The organism is Sporosarcina sp. QA0331 (assembly GCF_055808055.1).
On sequence record NZ_CM147850.1, the window covers coordinates 101534 to 116555 of the forward strand.

A 15022-nucleotide genomic window follows, 5' to 3' on the forward strand; every position below is an offset into this window, starting at 1 on the left:
AGTGATGTGGAAACAATCTTAAGCATTCTTTAATCGTATTTTTCGGTTGGCGACGCTAGGCAATGTCATGCCGACTAAGATAATCACAATGCCTACAAGCTGTAAAATGGTCATATGCTCATGCAATAAAAGCATCGACACAGTGACGGCAACTGGCAGCTCGATCGCGCTTAGAATCGATGCCGTTCCCGTACCGACTTTTGGAATGCCGATAGAGAATAGAAGGATGGGCAGGATAATGCCAAACACTCCTAAAATTAAGCCGTATACCCATAAGCCGTTTATCAATGTACCGTCCCAGATGATCTGAGGCTCTTGGAAAAAAGTGATAGCGAGAGCAGCGAAGAAAGACATGAACAGTAGCCTTGTCAGCATGTCCATCCCCTCTACTTGGCGTTGATTCACCATGAGGAATGCAGAGAAGCTGACAGCCGCTGCCATTCCCCAAGCCCATCCTTGCCATGGAATGCCGCTAAGATCTGCATCAAGGACGCCTGCTGCAAAAACTGTGCCTCCGAATAAAAACAGTAATGAAATGACTTCAATTCGCTTCGGCAGGCGCCGGCGAGCGATGCAGTCGAAAAGCATGCCGATCCAAGTGAATTGGAAAAGCATGACGACAGCGAGGGAAGCGGGCATTAAACTGACGGCTTTCCCATAAACTGTTCCTGTGATTGCCGTTAGTGTACCGGCAATCACAAGCGTAAAACCACCGCCGAACTTCGGAAGCTTTCGACGGACAACAAGATAAATGAGTGAGGCTAATAGAAAGCCGGTATAGTATTGGCTTGTCACTGCCTGAGGTGCTGTATACCCGTCCGCAATGGCCAATTTAATGATCGTAGAAAGAATTCCATAGCTGCACGCTCCAAGAATGACGAACAGCGGATACATCCAAGGTTTCATCATACATCCTCCAGTCCACGCAATAGTATAACATGGACAGGAAATAACAGGGGAGACTGACACAATTCATATGAATTTCAAATAATCCAATACGTCACCTGCCGCCTGTTTTCCTTGTAGGATACAATCCGGGACCCCAACACCTTCATATCCAGCCCCGCAAAGAAAAACTCCAGGCTTTGTCTGCTGCAATGCTTGTCGAACGGCTGCAAGCTCCTCGACATGATTTACGGGATACTGCGGCATGGCTTTAACGGCTCTTGTCACTTCATGAAAGAGCGGTTTCGCGGTAATGCCCATAATTTCTTTCAAATCGGACTGGACCTTTTGCAGCAACTGGTCGTCCGTCAAGTCGACCCAATCTTGCGCTTGTTCGTTTCCGACGTAGCAGCGCAGCAGAACTTTATCCTTCGGTGCTGAATGGCTCCACTTCGAGGAGGTCCATGTACACGCAGTGAGATCTTTTCCTTCTTTGCGGGGAATGACAATCCCGGTTCCGTTCAGCGGATTGGGGATTGTGGCTGCGTCATATGCCAGTGCGATATTGGCGACGGATACGTAGTTGATCTTATGCAGCCACGTAGTGCCCGGCTCGCTCCGCAGTAGCTTTGCTGCCTCCGAAGAGGGAAGGGCCATGATGAGACCGTCTGCTCGTATTGATTCTCCTGTACTTAGTTGAACGGTATATTGGCGATCTATTTCCGAAATAGATTCGACACTGCAATCCGTGAGCAAATGAACGTCCTTCATCGCTTCGGTCAATCGGTCTATAAGTGTTTGCATACCGTGTTTATATGTCAAGAACATGCTTTTTTTGGCTATCTCGGGATATTGATGGCTTTCAACGGAGGGTTGTTTGCCCTTCAGCATCCCTTTAATTAAACTGCCATGTTTGCGTTCGAGTGCCAAGAAGTGTGGAAATGTAGCTTTCGTACTGATCTTTCGGGCATTACCGGAATAAATTCCGCCAAGCAGTGGTTCCGTAATATGTTCCAGCACTTCCTTCCCTAGACGTCGTTCAACAAAATGTCCGAGTGATTCATCTTGGGATCCGGTTTTTCTTGGCATGAATATGTCCATGGCGGCACGTGCTTTTCCCATGGGGGAAATGAGTCCGGTTTTTAAAAATGGAGTCAGCTTTGTAGGGATTCCTAGAACGAGTCCCAATGGCATAGGGTGTAGCTTTTTGTTCAAATATATATAATTAGCTCTAGCTTTCGGGTTAGTGCCGACGAGTTCATCCTCCAGTCCAAGCTCTTTGGATAACTCAATGATTGGTAGTTTCCTTGATAAAAAAGAATCCGGCCCCTTCTCGATAATGAAGCCATCCCGTTCAACTGTCTGAATCCTTCCTCCCAATACGCCGCTTTTTTCGATGACATGAATTGTTAACGGGATATTCCGTTTCTCCGACAATTTCTTTGCGTAGTAGGCAGCACTAAGCCCTGTAATTCCGCCGCCAAGGACAACTATATGTTTTCGGCCATTATTCATATGTTGTCACCCCAAGCTCATTTTTTCGAAGAGCTTTTGGAATATAGGAACAAGAAGGATCACTTTCTAAGTAATCACCTGTCATTGCAAATGCTCGAGACCTAGATCCCCCGCATACTTTATTGAATTCACAAACGCCGCACTTGCCCTTTAAGAGAGATTTGTCGCGTAATTCCCGCATGATCGGAGAGTTTTGGTAGATATCTGTGAGAGACCGCTCGCGGATATTTCCACAAGAAACGGGTAAAAAGCCGCTTGGATAAACTTCACCGATATGGCTGATGAAGACGAATCCATCTCCATCATTCACAGGTTTTGGCGCTCTGCCCAATACATCTTTCCTTTTTGATTCCCTCTCATCCATTTTACTTTCAGCATTTTGTTCTTCCTGAAGGAATACACGCCTGTAGTGCGGAGCCTCGGTCGTTTTAACTCCATAAGGCATTGTTTGTTGTATTTGATACAGCCATTTCATCACTTTCTCATGTTCTTCAGCACTGATCATATCCTTTTCCTGGCCGCGTCCTGTCGGTACGAGGAAAAATGTACTCCAAAGAACAGCTCCCATGTCTTTCACTTTTTCGGCAATTGCTTCGAGATCATGAAGATTGTAATTAGAGATAGTTGTATTCACTTGTATCGGGATATTCAGTTCTTTTAAATACTCGATTCCTTTCATTGTCCGATCAAAGGAACCTTTTGTTCCCCGGAAGTGATCGTGGATTTCTGCACAGGAGCCGTCCAAACTGAAGGCCCAGCGTGATAACCCGACCTCCTTCGCTTTACGGATTGCTTCACGTGTCACTTTTGGAGTGGCGCTAGGCGTCATCGATACTGGAAGGTTTTTTTCTTCGATTGCATACTTGGCGAGTTCAAACAAGTCAGGTCTCATTAAAGGGTCGCCGCCAGTAAAGACGAATAACGGATTATCCATTAAAGCGATTTCGTCAATCAGCTTTTTTCCCTCTTCAAACGACAATTGCCATGGATTTGGCTTGTATTGTGCTTCGGCACGGCAATGTAAGCATTTTAAAGCGCAAGCACGTGTAACTTCCCAAATGACGATGAAAGGATACTTATCATAGTCCCTTTCATGTTGAAAATTTCGATCCTTGAATAAAAGATTCATAAATAGCACTCCTACTTTATAGTTGTGACTTTTTGATTCATAAGAATGAGAAGGATTTCTTTCCCCACCATCATAAGAAAAGGGATCACTGTTTGCTGTGATATTCGTCACATCTAGTTAGTCAAAATGAGATCCTCAAAAAATAATTGGATTTTGTTATGTACAATATATAACAGGGGTGTTATACTTGGTATATAACAAAGGGAGAGGTTGTGACGTTCATGTCTGAACTTGCAAACATACCTTGGAATCTTATTTTGCCGATACTAGTACTTCAACTGATTTTGATGGTAGTCGCTCTAGTCGATATCATACGGCATCAGCGGACGAATGGGCCGTTCATCATGTGGATTTTCATCATATTACTAGGGAACATCATCGGATCAATTTTGTATTTCATTTTTGGGAGGCGGCAAGAATGACGCAATTGCTGCAAGTGAATAATCTAACAAAGATATATGGAAGTCATAAAGTCGCAGATTCGATTTCATTCGAATTGGAGCCAGGAACTTCTACAGCATTGATCGGTCCGAATGGGGCGGGAAAGACGACTACGCTGTCCATGCTTGCTGGACTTGTTACGCCATCAAGTGGTTCGATTTTATTCCAGGGGCAGGCGAAGCCGGATATACGGTCTTCCATCGGCTACCTTCCGCAGTATCCAAAGTTCTTTCCTTGGTTGACTGCACTGGAATTCGCGGAGATGGCTGCCGTGTTGAGCGGAGTTGAGAAAAGGCAAGCATTAGCGGAAGCGAAGAAGACGCTCGAGTTTGTCGGTCTTGGAGATGCTATGAAGAAAAGAACTGGAACGTTTTCTGGAGGGATGAAGCAACGGCTAGGATTGGCACAGGCGATTGTCCACGGACCGGAGCTGCTCTTGTTAGATGAACCAGTATCAGCTCTTGACCCTGTTGGACGAAGGCAAGTGATGAACTTGTTGAAGGAACTACAACAGAAAACGACAATTTTATACTCAACCCATATTTTGAACGATGCAGAAGAAATGACAGACCAGCTGCTATTCCTTCGGAAAGGTGTCCTTGTCGAAAATGGATCGCTGGATTCCATCCGAGAGAAATACGCCAACCCACGCATTCTTATCGAGTTTGGATCAGTCGAAGAAGCAGAACGGTTTACTGCACTGTCACCATGGAAAGTTAAAGCGGAAAAGAAGCAAGTGTCCATTGATGCTTTGAAGGAAGAGATAGGCACATCTGAAGTTATCGCATTGCTGCATGCAGAAGCCCTTCATATTCGGAAGGTGGAATTGCAAACGGCAAGCTTGGAAGAAATCTTCATGAAAGTGGTGATGGGGGAATGAGCAGCTTCAGTGTATTGCTACGCAAGGAATGGCGTGAAAATGTCCGTAACTTCAAGCTGTATTGGATTCCAATCGTGTTTGTCATCTTTGGAGTGCTCGAGCCGGTCACGAATCATTTCCTTCCTGAAATTATGAAGAGTGTCGGCAACTTGCCGGAAGGGACGAATTTTGCTTGGCCGGAGTTCCGAGGGGAAGATATTTTTGTCTCATTGATGGGCCAATACCAGACAATCGGCATCCTTGTTATCATCCTCGCTTTCATGGGTTCCATTTCAGGTGAGCGGAAAACTGGTACTGCAACGCTTCTATACGTGCGTCCTATGTCGTTTGGACAATATTTTCTTAGTAAATGGGTAGTCGTCAATGCAATTGTATTAGCTAGCGTTTGGTTAGGTTTTTTCGCGGCGTGGTATTATATTCAAATTTTATTCAACTCAGTGTCAGCAGGGGAAGTCTTTACGTTTTTAGGAACGTATAGTTTGTGGTTGGTTTTCGCTGTGACAGTCGTTCTTGCATTCAGTGCGTGGACGTCTACGGGAGGGGTTGCCGGGCTATCTATCTTAGTCCTGCTCGTTTTCCAAATCATCGACGGAGTCGTCGGCGCATACTGGACAGTGACCCCGTGGAAGTTGAGCACATACGCATCATATGCATTCAGCGCATCTGGAGAGCAATCAGCCTATTGGATGAGCGTCGGGTTGACGGTTGCCCTTATCATTTTGCTTATCCTTTTCGGAATGTATATGTCGAAAAAGAATGCAGCAAAGACATTAGTATAACAGGAATTAGACAGGGCGTAATTGAAGTTTACTGACATTTCCCGGGGAATATCGACAGGTGACGACAAAAGTAGAGGATTGGAATTTCACAGTATTCCACCTCTACTTTTTTGTGTTTATTTATATTTTTCTTCGCTGGACGAACTGCTTTTTGTTTTATGGTGATGTTCTTCCTCATATTCTTCCAATCTTACATCCTCTAATGGAATTGGATCGACATTTTGCATATCTTCGTGCATATCGTAGATGCTTTCCTTGTCAGTCGGCAAGTTTTCCGGATTGTCCATGAATGAGCCTTCGGCGTCTTTCCGATCCTCTGAAGTAAAAGTTTTTTTCTTATTCAATGAAAGCACTTCCTTTCTGTTCTTATTCTATTCACGCGATTCATTGAGACTAAACATGGCGCATATTTCATGGAAAGGTGTTTTCCATGGTTTCTAGGGGTAGAGTAATGAAAACAAAAGAAAAGGAGTGTTTAGCGTGGAAAAAAGATACGTCGGTACGTTGAATAAAATTGACGCGGCATTGTATAAGATTACGGAACTGACCTCACAGGGCTATTCAGAAGACCAAATACACGCTGTCGCAAATACGGATGACGATCTTGCACAATTGCGCAGGCAAACGTTTGTCGCTTTGGATGGGAGGGAAGCAGAGAACTTTCTTGATCGGTTCAAAGGAATGTTTATTGACAATCAGCCGAAGCAGCAAAAAATATTCGAAGAGATGGGCTTCTCCAGACAGGAAGCAGATACTATTTATAATGAGATGAAAGATGGAGGCATCGCGATTTTTGTTGACAATGTTGAACCTGATGTATCGATTGAGGGACGTGGAAGCGGAGAAGTCGAGGATACAGAAAGGGATATTCGAGCAACAATGATCGATAGGCAAACTATGTTGCCCGCTGATGATATATTAGAGCCGAAAGATGAATATGGAGACTCTGTTCCACGAATTAATACCGACAATCTATAGTGAAGGAAGGCTGTCTCCCTGTCCTGAGGAGACAGCCCACCATATACCTTTTTAACGCTTCTGATTTTTGTAATTGCCAAAACGATCCTTGAATTCGCCGACTTCCTGTTGTGCTTCACCTTTCAATTTGTCCAATTTGCCTTCCGCCTGCAGCATTGCATCATCCGTCGCATTACCTAATTGGTCTTTTACTTCACCTTTGGCTTTATTAACCGCGCCTTTGAACTTGTCTGAGTAATTGTTGTCTTTCATAATAAAAACCTCCTCAAAGAGTAGTAGTTTTTAAATACCCGATAGGGAAAAAGGCAAACGTAAAGACCAGGACAGCCCAAAGTTCTAACTTGGCAAGAGTGTTAAGTCCTTGTGAATTATGTCGAAAATTTGGTTAAACTTACCTGTCCCTACTTTTCACAGATTTATATAATAGAAACGTACATAATAGCATTTCTTGGAGGAGATGGAATGATAAGAAAAGGTCGTTTTGCAGTTTGGAACGGTAAAGAATATCCCATCGTATCCCAACGACGTACATATTATTTGCAATCCGATAATCCGGAAGATAAGGAAATAGGGTTTGTCGAAATGGGCGCGAATGGACATTTATTCAAGGAAGTTAGCACCGAGGAATTGGAAGACGCTTATGAAGTGTTTCCCTATGCGATGCTATCGGGTTATCGCTTTGCGTTGGAGAGTTATGAGAAGGAGAGCGGCATGGCGATGCTTGTGACGAATAATCCATTTGCTCAAAAGAAAGTTGCGGTCAGCCCTTATGGAAAAGATGAGTTTCGTATTGATCTTCCAATAGAAGAAGTTACCATCTTGGAAGACCGCGTTCCTATTTTAGGATTTGAGAAGTGAAGAACAGGCTGTCCGTAAAGTGAAGTTTCTTATCGGACAGCCTGTTACGTTTGTTTAATCAGCTGAAGGACGGATTGAGCTTGTTGCATATGCAAGGAAAGGATATACTGACTGGCTTGCAGAAGAATATTTGCTTTCGTCAGCGCCAGCATTTCTTTAGCGATATCGACATCCCTAATTCGCGACTCGGCAGCAGTCAGGTTTTCTTCCATTGTCAGTGCATTATTATAGCTATGTTCCAACCGATTCACGTAAGCGCCCATTTTGGAACGTTCGGATGAAACGGTCTGTATGGCTTTATCCACTGAAGCTATTGCTTTGTCGGCATCTTCACGGGTGGCGATAGAGGCATCCGTCAGTGAAAGAGCGTCAATGCCCATATTGCCAATAGAAAATTCGATCGACTGTCCTGCATTCGCTCCTGCTTGTGTTTTGAATGATGAACTGGACCCATCAAGCAATTTCCTCGTATTGAATTCCGTATCTGTCGATGTGCGTTGAATCTCCTTTTTAAGCTCCTGGAATTCCTGATTGAGCAATTCACGATCAGCATCTGTCAACGTGTCATTTGCTGCCTGAACACTTAGTTCGCGCATGCGCTGAAGCATAGCGTGAGATTCATTCAACGCGCCTTCTGCCGTCTGAAACAATGAAATACTATCTTGGATATTACGCTGTGCCACTTGCAGCCCGCGAATTTGAGCGCGCATCTTCTCGGAAATAGCCAAACCTGCGGGATCATCTGCAGCTCTGTTGATGCGCATACCGGAAGAGAGCCTCTCCATCGATCGCATAACTTGATTATTATGCATAGTCATATTGCGCAGGATATTCAACCCCATCGTATTCCAATTACCGAGCAATTATATCCTCCTTTCCTCTTATTATTCGTATCGGAATATTTCAGAAAACTTTAAGGGTATCTGACGCTTATTCTAAAATAACCGTCATCTCGTGCGAGCCGATTTTATATAAAATATCATCCGATTCGGTTGGATTCCCACGGCCATCCGTGTTATTTGTAATGAAGAACAGCGATTCACCATCGGAATAGATGTCCCGAATCCGGCCGAACCCATCAATTTTGTCTGCAATTTCCATACGCTCTGGATCGATCACCAATATTGCTTCCCCGCGCAGCGCAGCGACATAGAGCAAACCGTCATGAAATGTCATCCCGGAAGGTGCCCACGTTTCGTTTGCACCGGAAGTAAGCAAAGGCGAATACATGCCTTCCTTACTTTCATTTCCTTCAATTTCTGGCCAACCATAATTCCCACCTTGCACAATCTTGTTTATCTCATCATTTGCGGACTGTCCATGCTCTGAGGAATAAAGTTCACCGTCCGAATTCCAGGCGAGCCCTTGTGGATTCCGATGCCCCATGCTAACAATGCTGAAACTGCCATCTTTCTGTAGCTCCACGATTTTTCCGTTGGGTGATTCCGGATCTTGTGCATTTTCGGGAGCTGCCCCGTCACCAATCGTGGCAAGTAGGGTTCCTTCCGGTGAAATTGCAAGTCTCCCGCCATGATGGACTGGCCCCGACTCGATTCCGTCCAGAAGGATGTCCGTCTCCCTCCACTCCCCCGCATCGTACTGCAGCCTTACAATCCGATTGATAGGAGCTCCTTCCGCGTCGTATGTGTAGTATGCATAGGCGAGGCCTGATTCATCAAAATCATCCTGAAGAACAAAACCGAGCAACCCCGCCTCCGCAGCATCCGATAGGGGGGCGGAGAGATGTACTTCTTCCCGTACTGTATTGCCATCCGCCTCCACCTTCACAATCGCCCCATTCCGTTCTGAAATGAAAAAACGATCGCCGTCTGACGCAATGGACCATGGGGAATCCAATTGTGTAGCCAGTCGCTCTGTAAGAGTAGTGGAGGTAGTCGTATTTTCGTTCAATGAACAACCTGCCAATACAACGAGAATCATAATAAACAAGAAACGTTTCATGAGAAAAACCTCCTTCCAAAAGATTTGTTTTAAACAATATACCGTAATTGGATAATTATTGCTCAACTTGTATGAAACGCATAAGAAAACGGACATGCTAGATGACATATACAGGGAGGAGGAAACAATATGGCTGAAGAACAAAAAGGTTTGTCGAGACGCGATTTCCTAAAAACGACAGGAATCGCCACTGGAGCATTGGTAGGGGGAGGACTGATTGGTGGTCTTGTTGGTTACAACGTCAATAAAGACGGAGTACAAACGAAAAGCGGGACGCAGAATGAGGAAAATCACGATGTAACATCGGTCAAAGGCTTGATGTTCTTTACGAATCATGCTGATTTCAATGTGCTTTCACAGGCGGTTGAGCGAATATTCCCGGAGGATGATCTCGGACCAGGAGCTATCGGCCTTGGCGTGCCCTATTTTATAGACAACCAATTGGCCGGAAGTTACGGCAGTAATTCACGGGAATATATGCAAGGCCCGTTTTTCGCAGGAGAAGCGACGCAAGGCTACCAGAGCAGACTGACGCGTGCCGAGATGTTCAGACAAGGAATTGCCAAGTTTGAGGAAGAGGCGCAAAAACGCTACCAAAAACCGTTTGTTGATCTGGATGGCGGTCAAATGGATGAGATCCTCACTGCATTCCAAAAAAATGAAGTGGAGATGAAGGGTGTTTCTTCTGAATTCTTTTTCCGTGTTCTTCGGCAAGCGACATTGGAAGGTGCATATGCTGACCCGATCTACAACGGAAACAACAATATGGACGGCTGGAGGATGAAAGGATTCCCAGGCCACCAGTTCGCGTATATCAATATGATTGAAGATGAAAAGTTTCAAAAGATCGAACCAAAATCAATTAGTACGATGCAGCACTGACGGAGGGATAACAAGTGGCAAAAACGTTGGATAAAGTGAATGTCGTAACAGTCGGAGTCGGTTGGATGGGAGGCATCATCGCAGCTGAATGCGCAAAGGCGGGAATGAAAGTACGCGGTTTGGAAAGAGGAAAACCTCGGGGCACGGCTGATTATCAAATGATACATGACGAATATCGTTATGCAATCCGCTACGAGTTGATGCAAGATTTGTCGAAGGAGACGATCACGTTCCGCAATCATCGTAAAATGCGCGCGCTCCCGATGCGGCAGTTGGGTTCATTCCTCCTTGGTGAAAATCTCGGTGGTGCTGGAACGCACTGGAATGGCCATACGTTCCGCTTCTTGCCGTACGATTTTCAAATTAAGACAATGACCGAGCAAAAATACGGAAAAAACAAACTGTCAGCAGATTACTTGCTGCAGGATTGGGGAGTCACATACGAAGAATTGGAGCCGTACTTCGATAAATTCGAAAAGACATCAGGCATTTCAGGAGAAAATACAAATCCTTTCGCGGGGAAACGTTCGAATGATTTTCCGACCCCTCCGATGAAGAGGACACCGATTCTGAAAAAGTTTGAAACTGCCGCTTCATCCTTGGGCTATCATCCGTACATGTTGCCTTCAGCAAATCTGTCAGAGGCATACGAAAACCCGGACGGCCAAACAATCGGCGCTTGCCAATATTGTGGGTTTTGTGAAAGGTTCGGCTGTGAATATGGGGCAAAAACATCACCTGAAATTACTGTAGTACCGACAGCAATGAAAACAGGAAATTTCGATGTGACATTCCACGCCAACGTCGTTGAAGTCCTGAAATCCGGCAATAAAGTGACTGGTGTAAGGTATATAGATACGCAATCCGGCGAGGAGTTTATCCAACCGGCAGATGTCGTCGTCTTAACAAGCTATGTGATGAATAATGCAAAATTGCTTATGGTTTCTAAAATTGGCGAACAATATAATCCTGACACGGGAAGAGGAACTTTAGGCAAAAACTATGGCTATCAAATTTTGCCGGGAGTGACCGGATTTTTCGATGAGCAGATGAATGTGTTCATGGGTGCAGGCGCTTTAGGTATGACGATTGATGATTTCAATGGCGACAGTTTTGATCATTCCGATCTTGATTTCATTCACGGGGCGAGCATTTCACTTACGCAACCAGGATATAGGCCGATACAGACAAACCCGGTTCCACCGGATGTACCAGCTTGGGGAGCAGAATTCAAGAAGGCTTCCATTGAGAATTATACTCGAATGTTATCGATTGGAGGCCAAGGGGCTTCCATGCCACATAAAGAAAACTATATGTCGCTTGACCCTGACTATAAGGATGCATACGGTGTTCCACTATTGCAGCTGACGTACAATTTCACCGAACAGGATCGGAATATGCATAAGTACCTTACAGACCGGATCGCGGAAATTATGAAAGAAATGGGCGCGAAAACTGTAGTTCCTGGAAACCCGATTTCCGACTATGACATAGTTCCTTACCAAACGACACATAATACGGGTGGAACAATTATGGGCACAGATCCCGCTAATAGTGTTGTTAACACATATTTGCAGCATTGGGACGCGGAAAATCTGTTTGTCGTCGGTGCGGGGAACTTCCCGCATAATGGCGGCTATAACCCGACAGGCACAATCGGAGCATTAGCGTACCGCACAGCAGAAGCCATTCAGAAGTACAGCAAAACGGGAGGCTCTCTCGTTTAAGAAAGGGAGAATTTCGCTATGAGTTTAGCGAGTATTGGCGTACCGGGGTTGATTATCATCTTAGTCATTGTCCTCATCCTTTTCGGACCGCGCAAGCTACCGGAAGTCGGATCGGCAGTAGGCAAGACGTTGGCAGAGTTCAAGAAGTCCGCACGCGACATTTTGGATGATGAGGAAGTCAAAAAGGAACCTTCGAATAAAACGGATCATTCATAAGTAGGTGGAGACATGGATCCTTATGGTGATCAACAGCGGAAGATTCTAAGCCCGCTTGATAAAAAGAATATGACAGAACAAAATGAGCTTGTTGGAGAAGGAGAAACGGAGAAAGTGATTGTGGTCGAAGCGGAGACTACAAAAGAGATGGCGGCAGTGAAAGAAGAGGAAACGATAAGCGGGGACCCACCACTAGTCGAACATCTCACTGATTTACGCAAACAGCTCATTAAAAGTGCAGTTGTATTTGTAACTTTTTTTATCGGTGTATTCGCGACAGTCAATCTATGGTTTCCCGTTGTTACAAGAGGGCATGAATTGATTGTCCTTGGACCGATGGAAGTCGTCGTCTTCTACATGTCCATCTCGACTGCATTGGCATTCGGGCTATCGCTGCCGTTTCTATGCCACTTTTTATGGCAATTCGTAAAGCCGGGACTAAACCCGAAGGAACGGCAGTTTCTAAGCCTATATTCGCCGGTCATGTTTTTCTTGTTCCTCGCTGGATTGGCGTTTGGCTACTTCGTCGTCAATCCATTGAGCTATAGTTTCCTCATATCGTTAGGAGCGATGAACTTCAATGTGATGGTGTCGGCTCAGGAATACGCCAAATTTCTGCTCATGACGACGATGCCGATCGGGCTCTTGTTCGAGTTGCCGATTGTCGCCATGTTTTTAGCTGCAATTGGCGTATTGACAGCCGATACTTTGCGGAAAGTGAGGAAATGGTCATATTTGATTTTAGCCGTCGTATCGGCTTTGATTACGCCGCCCGATTTCGTCAGCCAGCTCATCGTCCTTATTCCAATGATCTTGCTGTATGAGGCGAGCATTTTCATCGTTCTTTACATGGAAAGACGTCAAGTCGCGGTCAATGAATAATTATTTTTCACCAAAAAGGAGAGGCCGCACTCATAGATGCGACCTCTCCTTTTAATGTTTCATTCGATTCAGTTGAAAAGACCACCCAACAGTCCTTTATTCCGACTAGCGGAAGTGGACGTGCGGGAGTTTTTATCGCCTCTCATCGGTGTGGACCCGAATGATTCAAATTGCTTTGATAGTTTACCTCTCGCATCCTTGTTTCTCATCAAATACGCTGCGCCTAAACCAAGAGCGGCTAATGCCATTTTTTTATTCATAATTGTTGCCTCCTAATTTTTTGCTTATAGTCTACTTTCCCGATTTGAAAGAGTCTAAACAAAGGAGTTTCTTAGTCTGTCGTTTTGCACGAGGGCTCCATTATCAGCACTAAAAAATCGACATCCGAAAAGGATGCCGATTTTTCCATGAGAAAGATTTTTATGAACGAGTTGATCCATTTTTTGAGGTGAATGGTTCTGCGAGCGATTCGAATTGTTTCATTAGCTTTCCTCGGACATTTTTATTCCTCATGAGAAATGCCGCTCCAATCCCTAAAGCTGCTATCGCCATTTTATTCATAAAAACGTCACCTTCCTCACATTGGTTTTTGGATCAAAGTTAAGATGCCCTACTTCGTAATTTTTATCCACTTAAAAGGAATTCAGTAAATCTCTTCTCGACCGAAAAATAAATTACGTTAAAGAGTAACTTTATATTGCTTTAAGATGTAAAATAAATTACTATACAAAGTAAGGGGTGAAAAATATGGAAAGAGACAATCTTCGGTTAAATGTTTCATTATTGAGGAGAAGAGTGCCGAACTTGACGAGCGCCGCTAAAGCAGTCGGTCTTCGGCCAGCAACCGTTTCGAATTTGTGTACAGGAAAGATTTCAGTTGGAAAGTCGGAAGTAAGAACGCTTGTGGCACTTGCGGATCTGGCGGAATGCAGTTTGGATGAATTGATAATCCGGGGGGAGAAGATCGAAATGATTGAAACGAAGATTAAAGCATTGGATTTATTCGCACCATTAGCGAAAGGTGGGACAGTCGGGCTCGTCGCTCGGAAACAAATGGGTCAACTTGTTGTAATGAGTGAATTATTTTATCGGTTAAAGAGCGAGGGGTATACGACATTCCTATTAATGCCCGAGGGGAATTTTCCTGAGTTGGAAGATATATTGGAAAATGTGGACGTTACAACGAAAACGATTGACGAAACGTATGAGAAAATGGCAGCTCTCGGCGTTGAAAAGGACATTGCGTTTGCAGCAGACAAGAGTCATGTAGTAGCTGGTGGAATTTATGAGTTGCAAGAGCGCTTACAGCAAATCGGAATGGAAGCTGTCACTACGTTCCTATTGGATTTAACGGGAGATGCAGTGGACGAGGAACTTCCATACGGTCCACTTGAAACGCTTTGGCAGTTCGACGCCGATTTGGCAGCAAGGCACCGATATCCGGCAGTAAATCCGATTGCTTCCACTTCATCTGTACTGGAAGGCTCACATATGGATCAAAACCATTTCTTTATTCAACAAAGAGCACAAAAGCTATTACGGCGTTATCGGGAATTGCGTTCACTTGTTGCTGTGGGCGGGGAAGAGAAGCTGCCAGCTTCCGAAACGCAAACGTATAAACGTGGAGAGCGTTTAGAGGCGTACTTGACTCAGCCGTTCTATGTAGCGGAAGAGTTCACGGGGCAAAAGGGCAAATCCGTTAGTCTTCAGGATACATTGAAAGATGTGCAGGCTATATTAGACGGGTCATTTGATTCACAAGATGTTGGAAGTTTAAGCTATATCGGGGAATTGTAAAAATAGTTTGTAAGAATTTCAACGTTCAGATAAAATGAGGTTTACGAGGAGTGACTGTGTCGCTCCTTTTTTGCGTGAATTTATGAGGGGG

19 protein-coding genes are annotated in these 15022 nt (G+C 44.7%); 10 read left to right on the forward strand and 9 right to left on the reverse strand.

Going from position 1 to position 15022, the window contains the following annotated elements:
- Positions 1–18 precede the first annotated feature (18 nt).
- The 3 genes from AC0L13_RS00510 to AC0L13_RS00520 form a co-directional block, all read right to left on the reverse strand.
- Complete coding sequence (locus tag AC0L13_RS00510; RefSeq protein WP_473642869.1) at positions 19–906, reverse strand: EamA family transporter; 888 nt, start codon at positions 904–906, stop codon at positions 19–21.
- A 66-nt stretch (positions 907–972) separates the two neighbouring features.
- On the reverse strand, positions 973–2400 hold the full coding sequence (hemG, locus tag AC0L13_RS00515) for a protoporphyrinogen oxidase (RefSeq protein ID WP_473642870.1): 1428 nt from the start codon (positions 2398–2400) through the stop codon (positions 973–975).
- Positions 2393–3529 (reverse strand): TIGR04053 family radical SAM/SPASM domain-containing protein, encoded by a 1137-nt coding sequence (locus tag AC0L13_RS00520; RefSeq protein ID WP_473642872.1) that lies wholly within the window; start codon positions 3527–3529, stop codon positions 2393–2395. Before AC0L13_RS00520 ends, hemG begins: the two co-directional genes overlap by 8 nt.
- A 221-nt stretch (positions 3530–3750) precedes the next feature.
- Between AC0L13_RS00520 and AC0L13_RS00525 the strand changes: the two genes are divergently transcribed.
- The 3 genes from AC0L13_RS00525 to AC0L13_RS00535 are packed head-to-tail and all read left to right on the forward strand — an operon-like array spanning position 3751 to position 5629.
- Positions 3751–3951, forward strand: a complete 201-nt coding sequence (locus AC0L13_RS00525) for a PLDc N-terminal domain-containing protein (protein WP_473642874.1) — start codon at positions 3751–3753, stop codon at positions 3949–3951.
- The gene (locus AC0L13_RS00530; protein WP_473642876.1) at positions 3948–4850 is read left to right on the forward strand and encodes an ABC transporter ATP-binding protein; all 903 of its coding nucleotides are present in this window, start codon (positions 3948–3950) and stop codon (positions 4848–4850) included. Before AC0L13_RS00525 ends, AC0L13_RS00530 begins: the two co-directional genes overlap by 4 nt.
- The gene (locus tag AC0L13_RS00535) at positions 4847–5629 is read left to right on the forward strand and encodes an ABC transporter permease (RefSeq protein ID WP_473642877.1); all 783 of its coding nucleotides are present in this window, start codon (positions 4847–4849) and stop codon (positions 5627–5629) included. Before AC0L13_RS00530 ends, AC0L13_RS00535 begins: the two co-directional genes overlap by 4 nt.
- Positions 5630–5745: 116 nt before the next feature.
- Here the strand turns inward: AC0L13_RS00535 and AC0L13_RS00540 are convergent, their stop codons facing one another.
- A complete protein-coding gene (locus AC0L13_RS00540) occupies positions 5746–5973 on the reverse strand; it encodes a hypothetical protein (protein WP_473642879.1) in 228 nt (75 codons plus the stop codon).
- 136 nt (positions 5974–6109) lie between these two features.
- Here AC0L13_RS00540 and AC0L13_RS00545 point away from each other — a divergent pair, with 136 nt between their 5' ends.
- A complete protein-coding gene (locus AC0L13_RS00545; protein ID WP_473642881.1) occupies positions 6110–6607 on the forward strand; it encodes a general stress protein in 498 nt (165 codons plus the stop codon).
- Positions 6608–6658: 51 nt separating this feature from the next.
- On the opposite strand, the gene AC0L13_RS00550 is transcribed toward AC0L13_RS00545, so the two are convergent.
- Positions 6659–6859, reverse strand: coding sequence for a CsbD family protein (locus tag AC0L13_RS00550; RefSeq protein ID WP_473642883.1), 201 nt, complete (start codon positions 6857–6859; stop codon positions 6659–6661).
- Positions 6860–7069: 210 nt separating this feature from the next.
- On the opposite strand from AC0L13_RS00550, the gene AC0L13_RS00555 reads away from it, so the two are divergent.
- On the forward strand, positions 7070–7465 hold the full coding sequence (locus AC0L13_RS00555; protein ID WP_473642885.1) for a hypothetical protein: 396 nt from the start codon (positions 7070–7072) through the stop codon (positions 7463–7465).
- 44 nt (positions 7466–7509) lie between these two features.
- Here AC0L13_RS00555 and AC0L13_RS00560 read toward each other — a convergent pair whose 3' ends face one another.
- Positions 7510–8328: a flagellin N-terminal helical domain-containing protein gene (locus tag AC0L13_RS00560; RefSeq protein WP_473642887.1), complete on the reverse strand. Its 819-nt coding sequence runs from the start codon at positions 8326–8328 to the stop codon at positions 7510–7512.
- A gap of 67 nt (positions 8329–8395) precedes the next feature.
- Positions 8396–9427: a PQQ-dependent sugar dehydrogenase gene (locus AC0L13_RS00565; protein ID WP_473642889.1), complete on the reverse strand. Its 1032-nt coding sequence runs from the start codon at positions 9425–9427 to the stop codon at positions 8396–8398.
- Between the two features lie 129 nt (positions 9428–9556).
- Here AC0L13_RS00565 and AC0L13_RS00570 point away from each other — a divergent pair, with 129 nt between their 5' ends.
- The 4 genes from AC0L13_RS00570 to tatC are packed head-to-tail and all read left to right on the forward strand — an operon-like array spanning position 9557 to position 13134.
- Positions 9557–10309, forward strand: a complete 753-nt coding sequence (locus AC0L13_RS00570) for a gluconate 2-dehydrogenase subunit 3 family protein (RefSeq protein WP_473642891.1) — start codon at positions 9557–9559, stop codon at positions 10307–10309.
- A gap of 14 nt (positions 10310–10323) precedes the next feature.
- A complete protein-coding gene (locus tag AC0L13_RS00575; protein ID WP_473642893.1) occupies positions 10324–12036 on the forward strand; it encodes a GMC family oxidoreductase in 1713 nt (570 codons plus the stop codon).
- Positions 12037–12054: 18 nt separating this feature from the next.
- A complete protein-coding gene (tatA, locus tag AC0L13_RS00580) occupies positions 12055–12252 on the forward strand; it encodes a twin-arginine translocase TatA/TatE family subunit (RefSeq protein ID WP_060205402.1) in 198 nt (65 codons plus the stop codon).
- 12 nt (positions 12253–12264) lie between these two features.
- On the forward strand, positions 12265–13134 hold the full coding sequence (gene tatC / locus AC0L13_RS00585) for a twin-arginine translocase subunit TatC (protein WP_473642895.1): 870 nt from the start codon (positions 12265–12267) through the stop codon (positions 13132–13134).
- Positions 13135–13202: 68 nt separating this feature from the next.
- On the opposite strand, the gene AC0L13_RS00590 is transcribed toward tatC, so the two are convergent.
- Both AC0L13_RS00590 and AC0L13_RS00595 read right to left on the reverse strand, forming a co-directional pair.
- Positions 13203–13394 (reverse strand): hypothetical protein, encoded by a 192-nt coding sequence (locus tag AC0L13_RS00590; protein WP_473642898.1) that lies wholly within the window; start codon positions 13392–13394, stop codon positions 13203–13205.
- Positions 13395–13554: 160 nt separating this feature from the next.
- Positions 13555–13695: a hypothetical protein gene (locus tag AC0L13_RS00595; RefSeq protein WP_473642899.1), complete on the reverse strand. Its 141-nt coding sequence runs from the start codon at positions 13693–13695 to the stop codon at positions 13555–13557.
- A gap of 186 nt (positions 13696–13881) precedes the next feature.
- Here AC0L13_RS00595 and AC0L13_RS00600 point away from each other — a divergent pair, with 186 nt between their 5' ends.
- On the forward strand, positions 13882–14931 hold the full coding sequence (locus tag AC0L13_RS00600; protein WP_473642901.1) for an ATP synthase beta subunit C-terminal domain-containing protein: 1050 nt from the start codon (positions 13882–13884) through the stop codon (positions 14929–14931).
- Positions 14932–15022: the final 91 nt, after the last annotated feature.

What these genes read in the sequence shown, in the direction of transcription:
- AC0L13_RS00510 (WP_473642869.1), bottom strand. Translation starts at nt 906, where the DNA reads ATGAAACCTTGGATGTATCCGCTGTTCGTCATTCTTGGAGCGTGCAGC.
- hemG (WP_473642870.1), bottom strand. Translation starts at nt 2,400, where the DNA reads ATGAATAATGGCCGAAAACATATAGTTGTCCTTGGCGGCGGAATTACA.
- AC0L13_RS00520 (WP_473642872.1), bottom strand. Translation starts at nt 3,529, where the DNA reads ATGAATCTTTTATTCAAGGATCGAAATTTTCAACATGAAAGGGACTAT.
- AC0L13_RS00525 (WP_473642874.1), top strand. Translation starts at nt 3,751, where the DNA reads ATGTCTGAACTTGCAAACATACCTTGGAATCTTATTTTGCCGATACTA.
- AC0L13_RS00530 (WP_473642876.1), top strand. Translation starts at nt 3,948, where the DNA reads ATGACGCAATTGCTGCAAGTGAATAATCTAACAAAGATATATGGAAGT.
- AC0L13_RS00535 (WP_473642877.1), top strand. Translation starts at nt 4,847, where the DNA reads ATGAGCAGCTTCAGTGTATTGCTACGCAAGGAATGGCGTGAAAATGTC.
- AC0L13_RS00550 (WP_473642883.1), bottom strand. Translation starts at nt 6,859, where the DNA reads ATGAAAGACAACAATTACTCAGACAAGTTCAAAGGCGCGGTTAATAAA.
- AC0L13_RS00555 (WP_473642885.1), top strand. Translation starts at nt 7,070, where the DNA reads ATGATAAGAAAAGGTCGTTTTGCAGTTTGGAACGGTAAAGAATATCCC.
- AC0L13_RS00565 (WP_473642889.1), bottom strand. Translation starts at nt 9,427, where the DNA reads ATGAAACGTTTCTTGTTTATTATGATTCTCGTTGTATTGGCAGGTTGT.
- AC0L13_RS00570 (WP_473642891.1), top strand. Translation starts at nt 9,557, where the DNA reads ATGGCTGAAGAACAAAAAGGTTTGTCGAGACGCGATTTCCTAAAAACG.
- tatA (WP_060205402.1), top strand. Translation starts at nt 12,055, where the DNA reads ATGAGTTTAGCGAGTATTGGCGTACCGGGGTTGATTATCATCTTAGTC.
- tatC (WP_473642895.1), top strand. Translation starts at nt 12,265, where the DNA reads ATGGATCCTTATGGTGATCAACAGCGGAAGATTCTAAGCCCGCTTGAT.
- AC0L13_RS00590 (WP_473642898.1), bottom strand. Translation starts at nt 13,394, where the DNA reads ATGAATAAAAAAATGGCATTAGCCGCTCTTGGTTTAGGCGCAGCGTAT.
- AC0L13_RS00595 (WP_473642899.1), bottom strand. Translation starts at nt 13,695, where the DNA reads ATGAATAAAATGGCGATAGCAGCTTTAGGGATTGGAGCGGCATTTCTC.
- AC0L13_RS00600 (WP_473642901.1), top strand. Translation starts at nt 13,882, where the DNA reads ATGGAAAGAGACAATCTTCGGTTAAATGTTTCATTATTGAGGAGAAGA.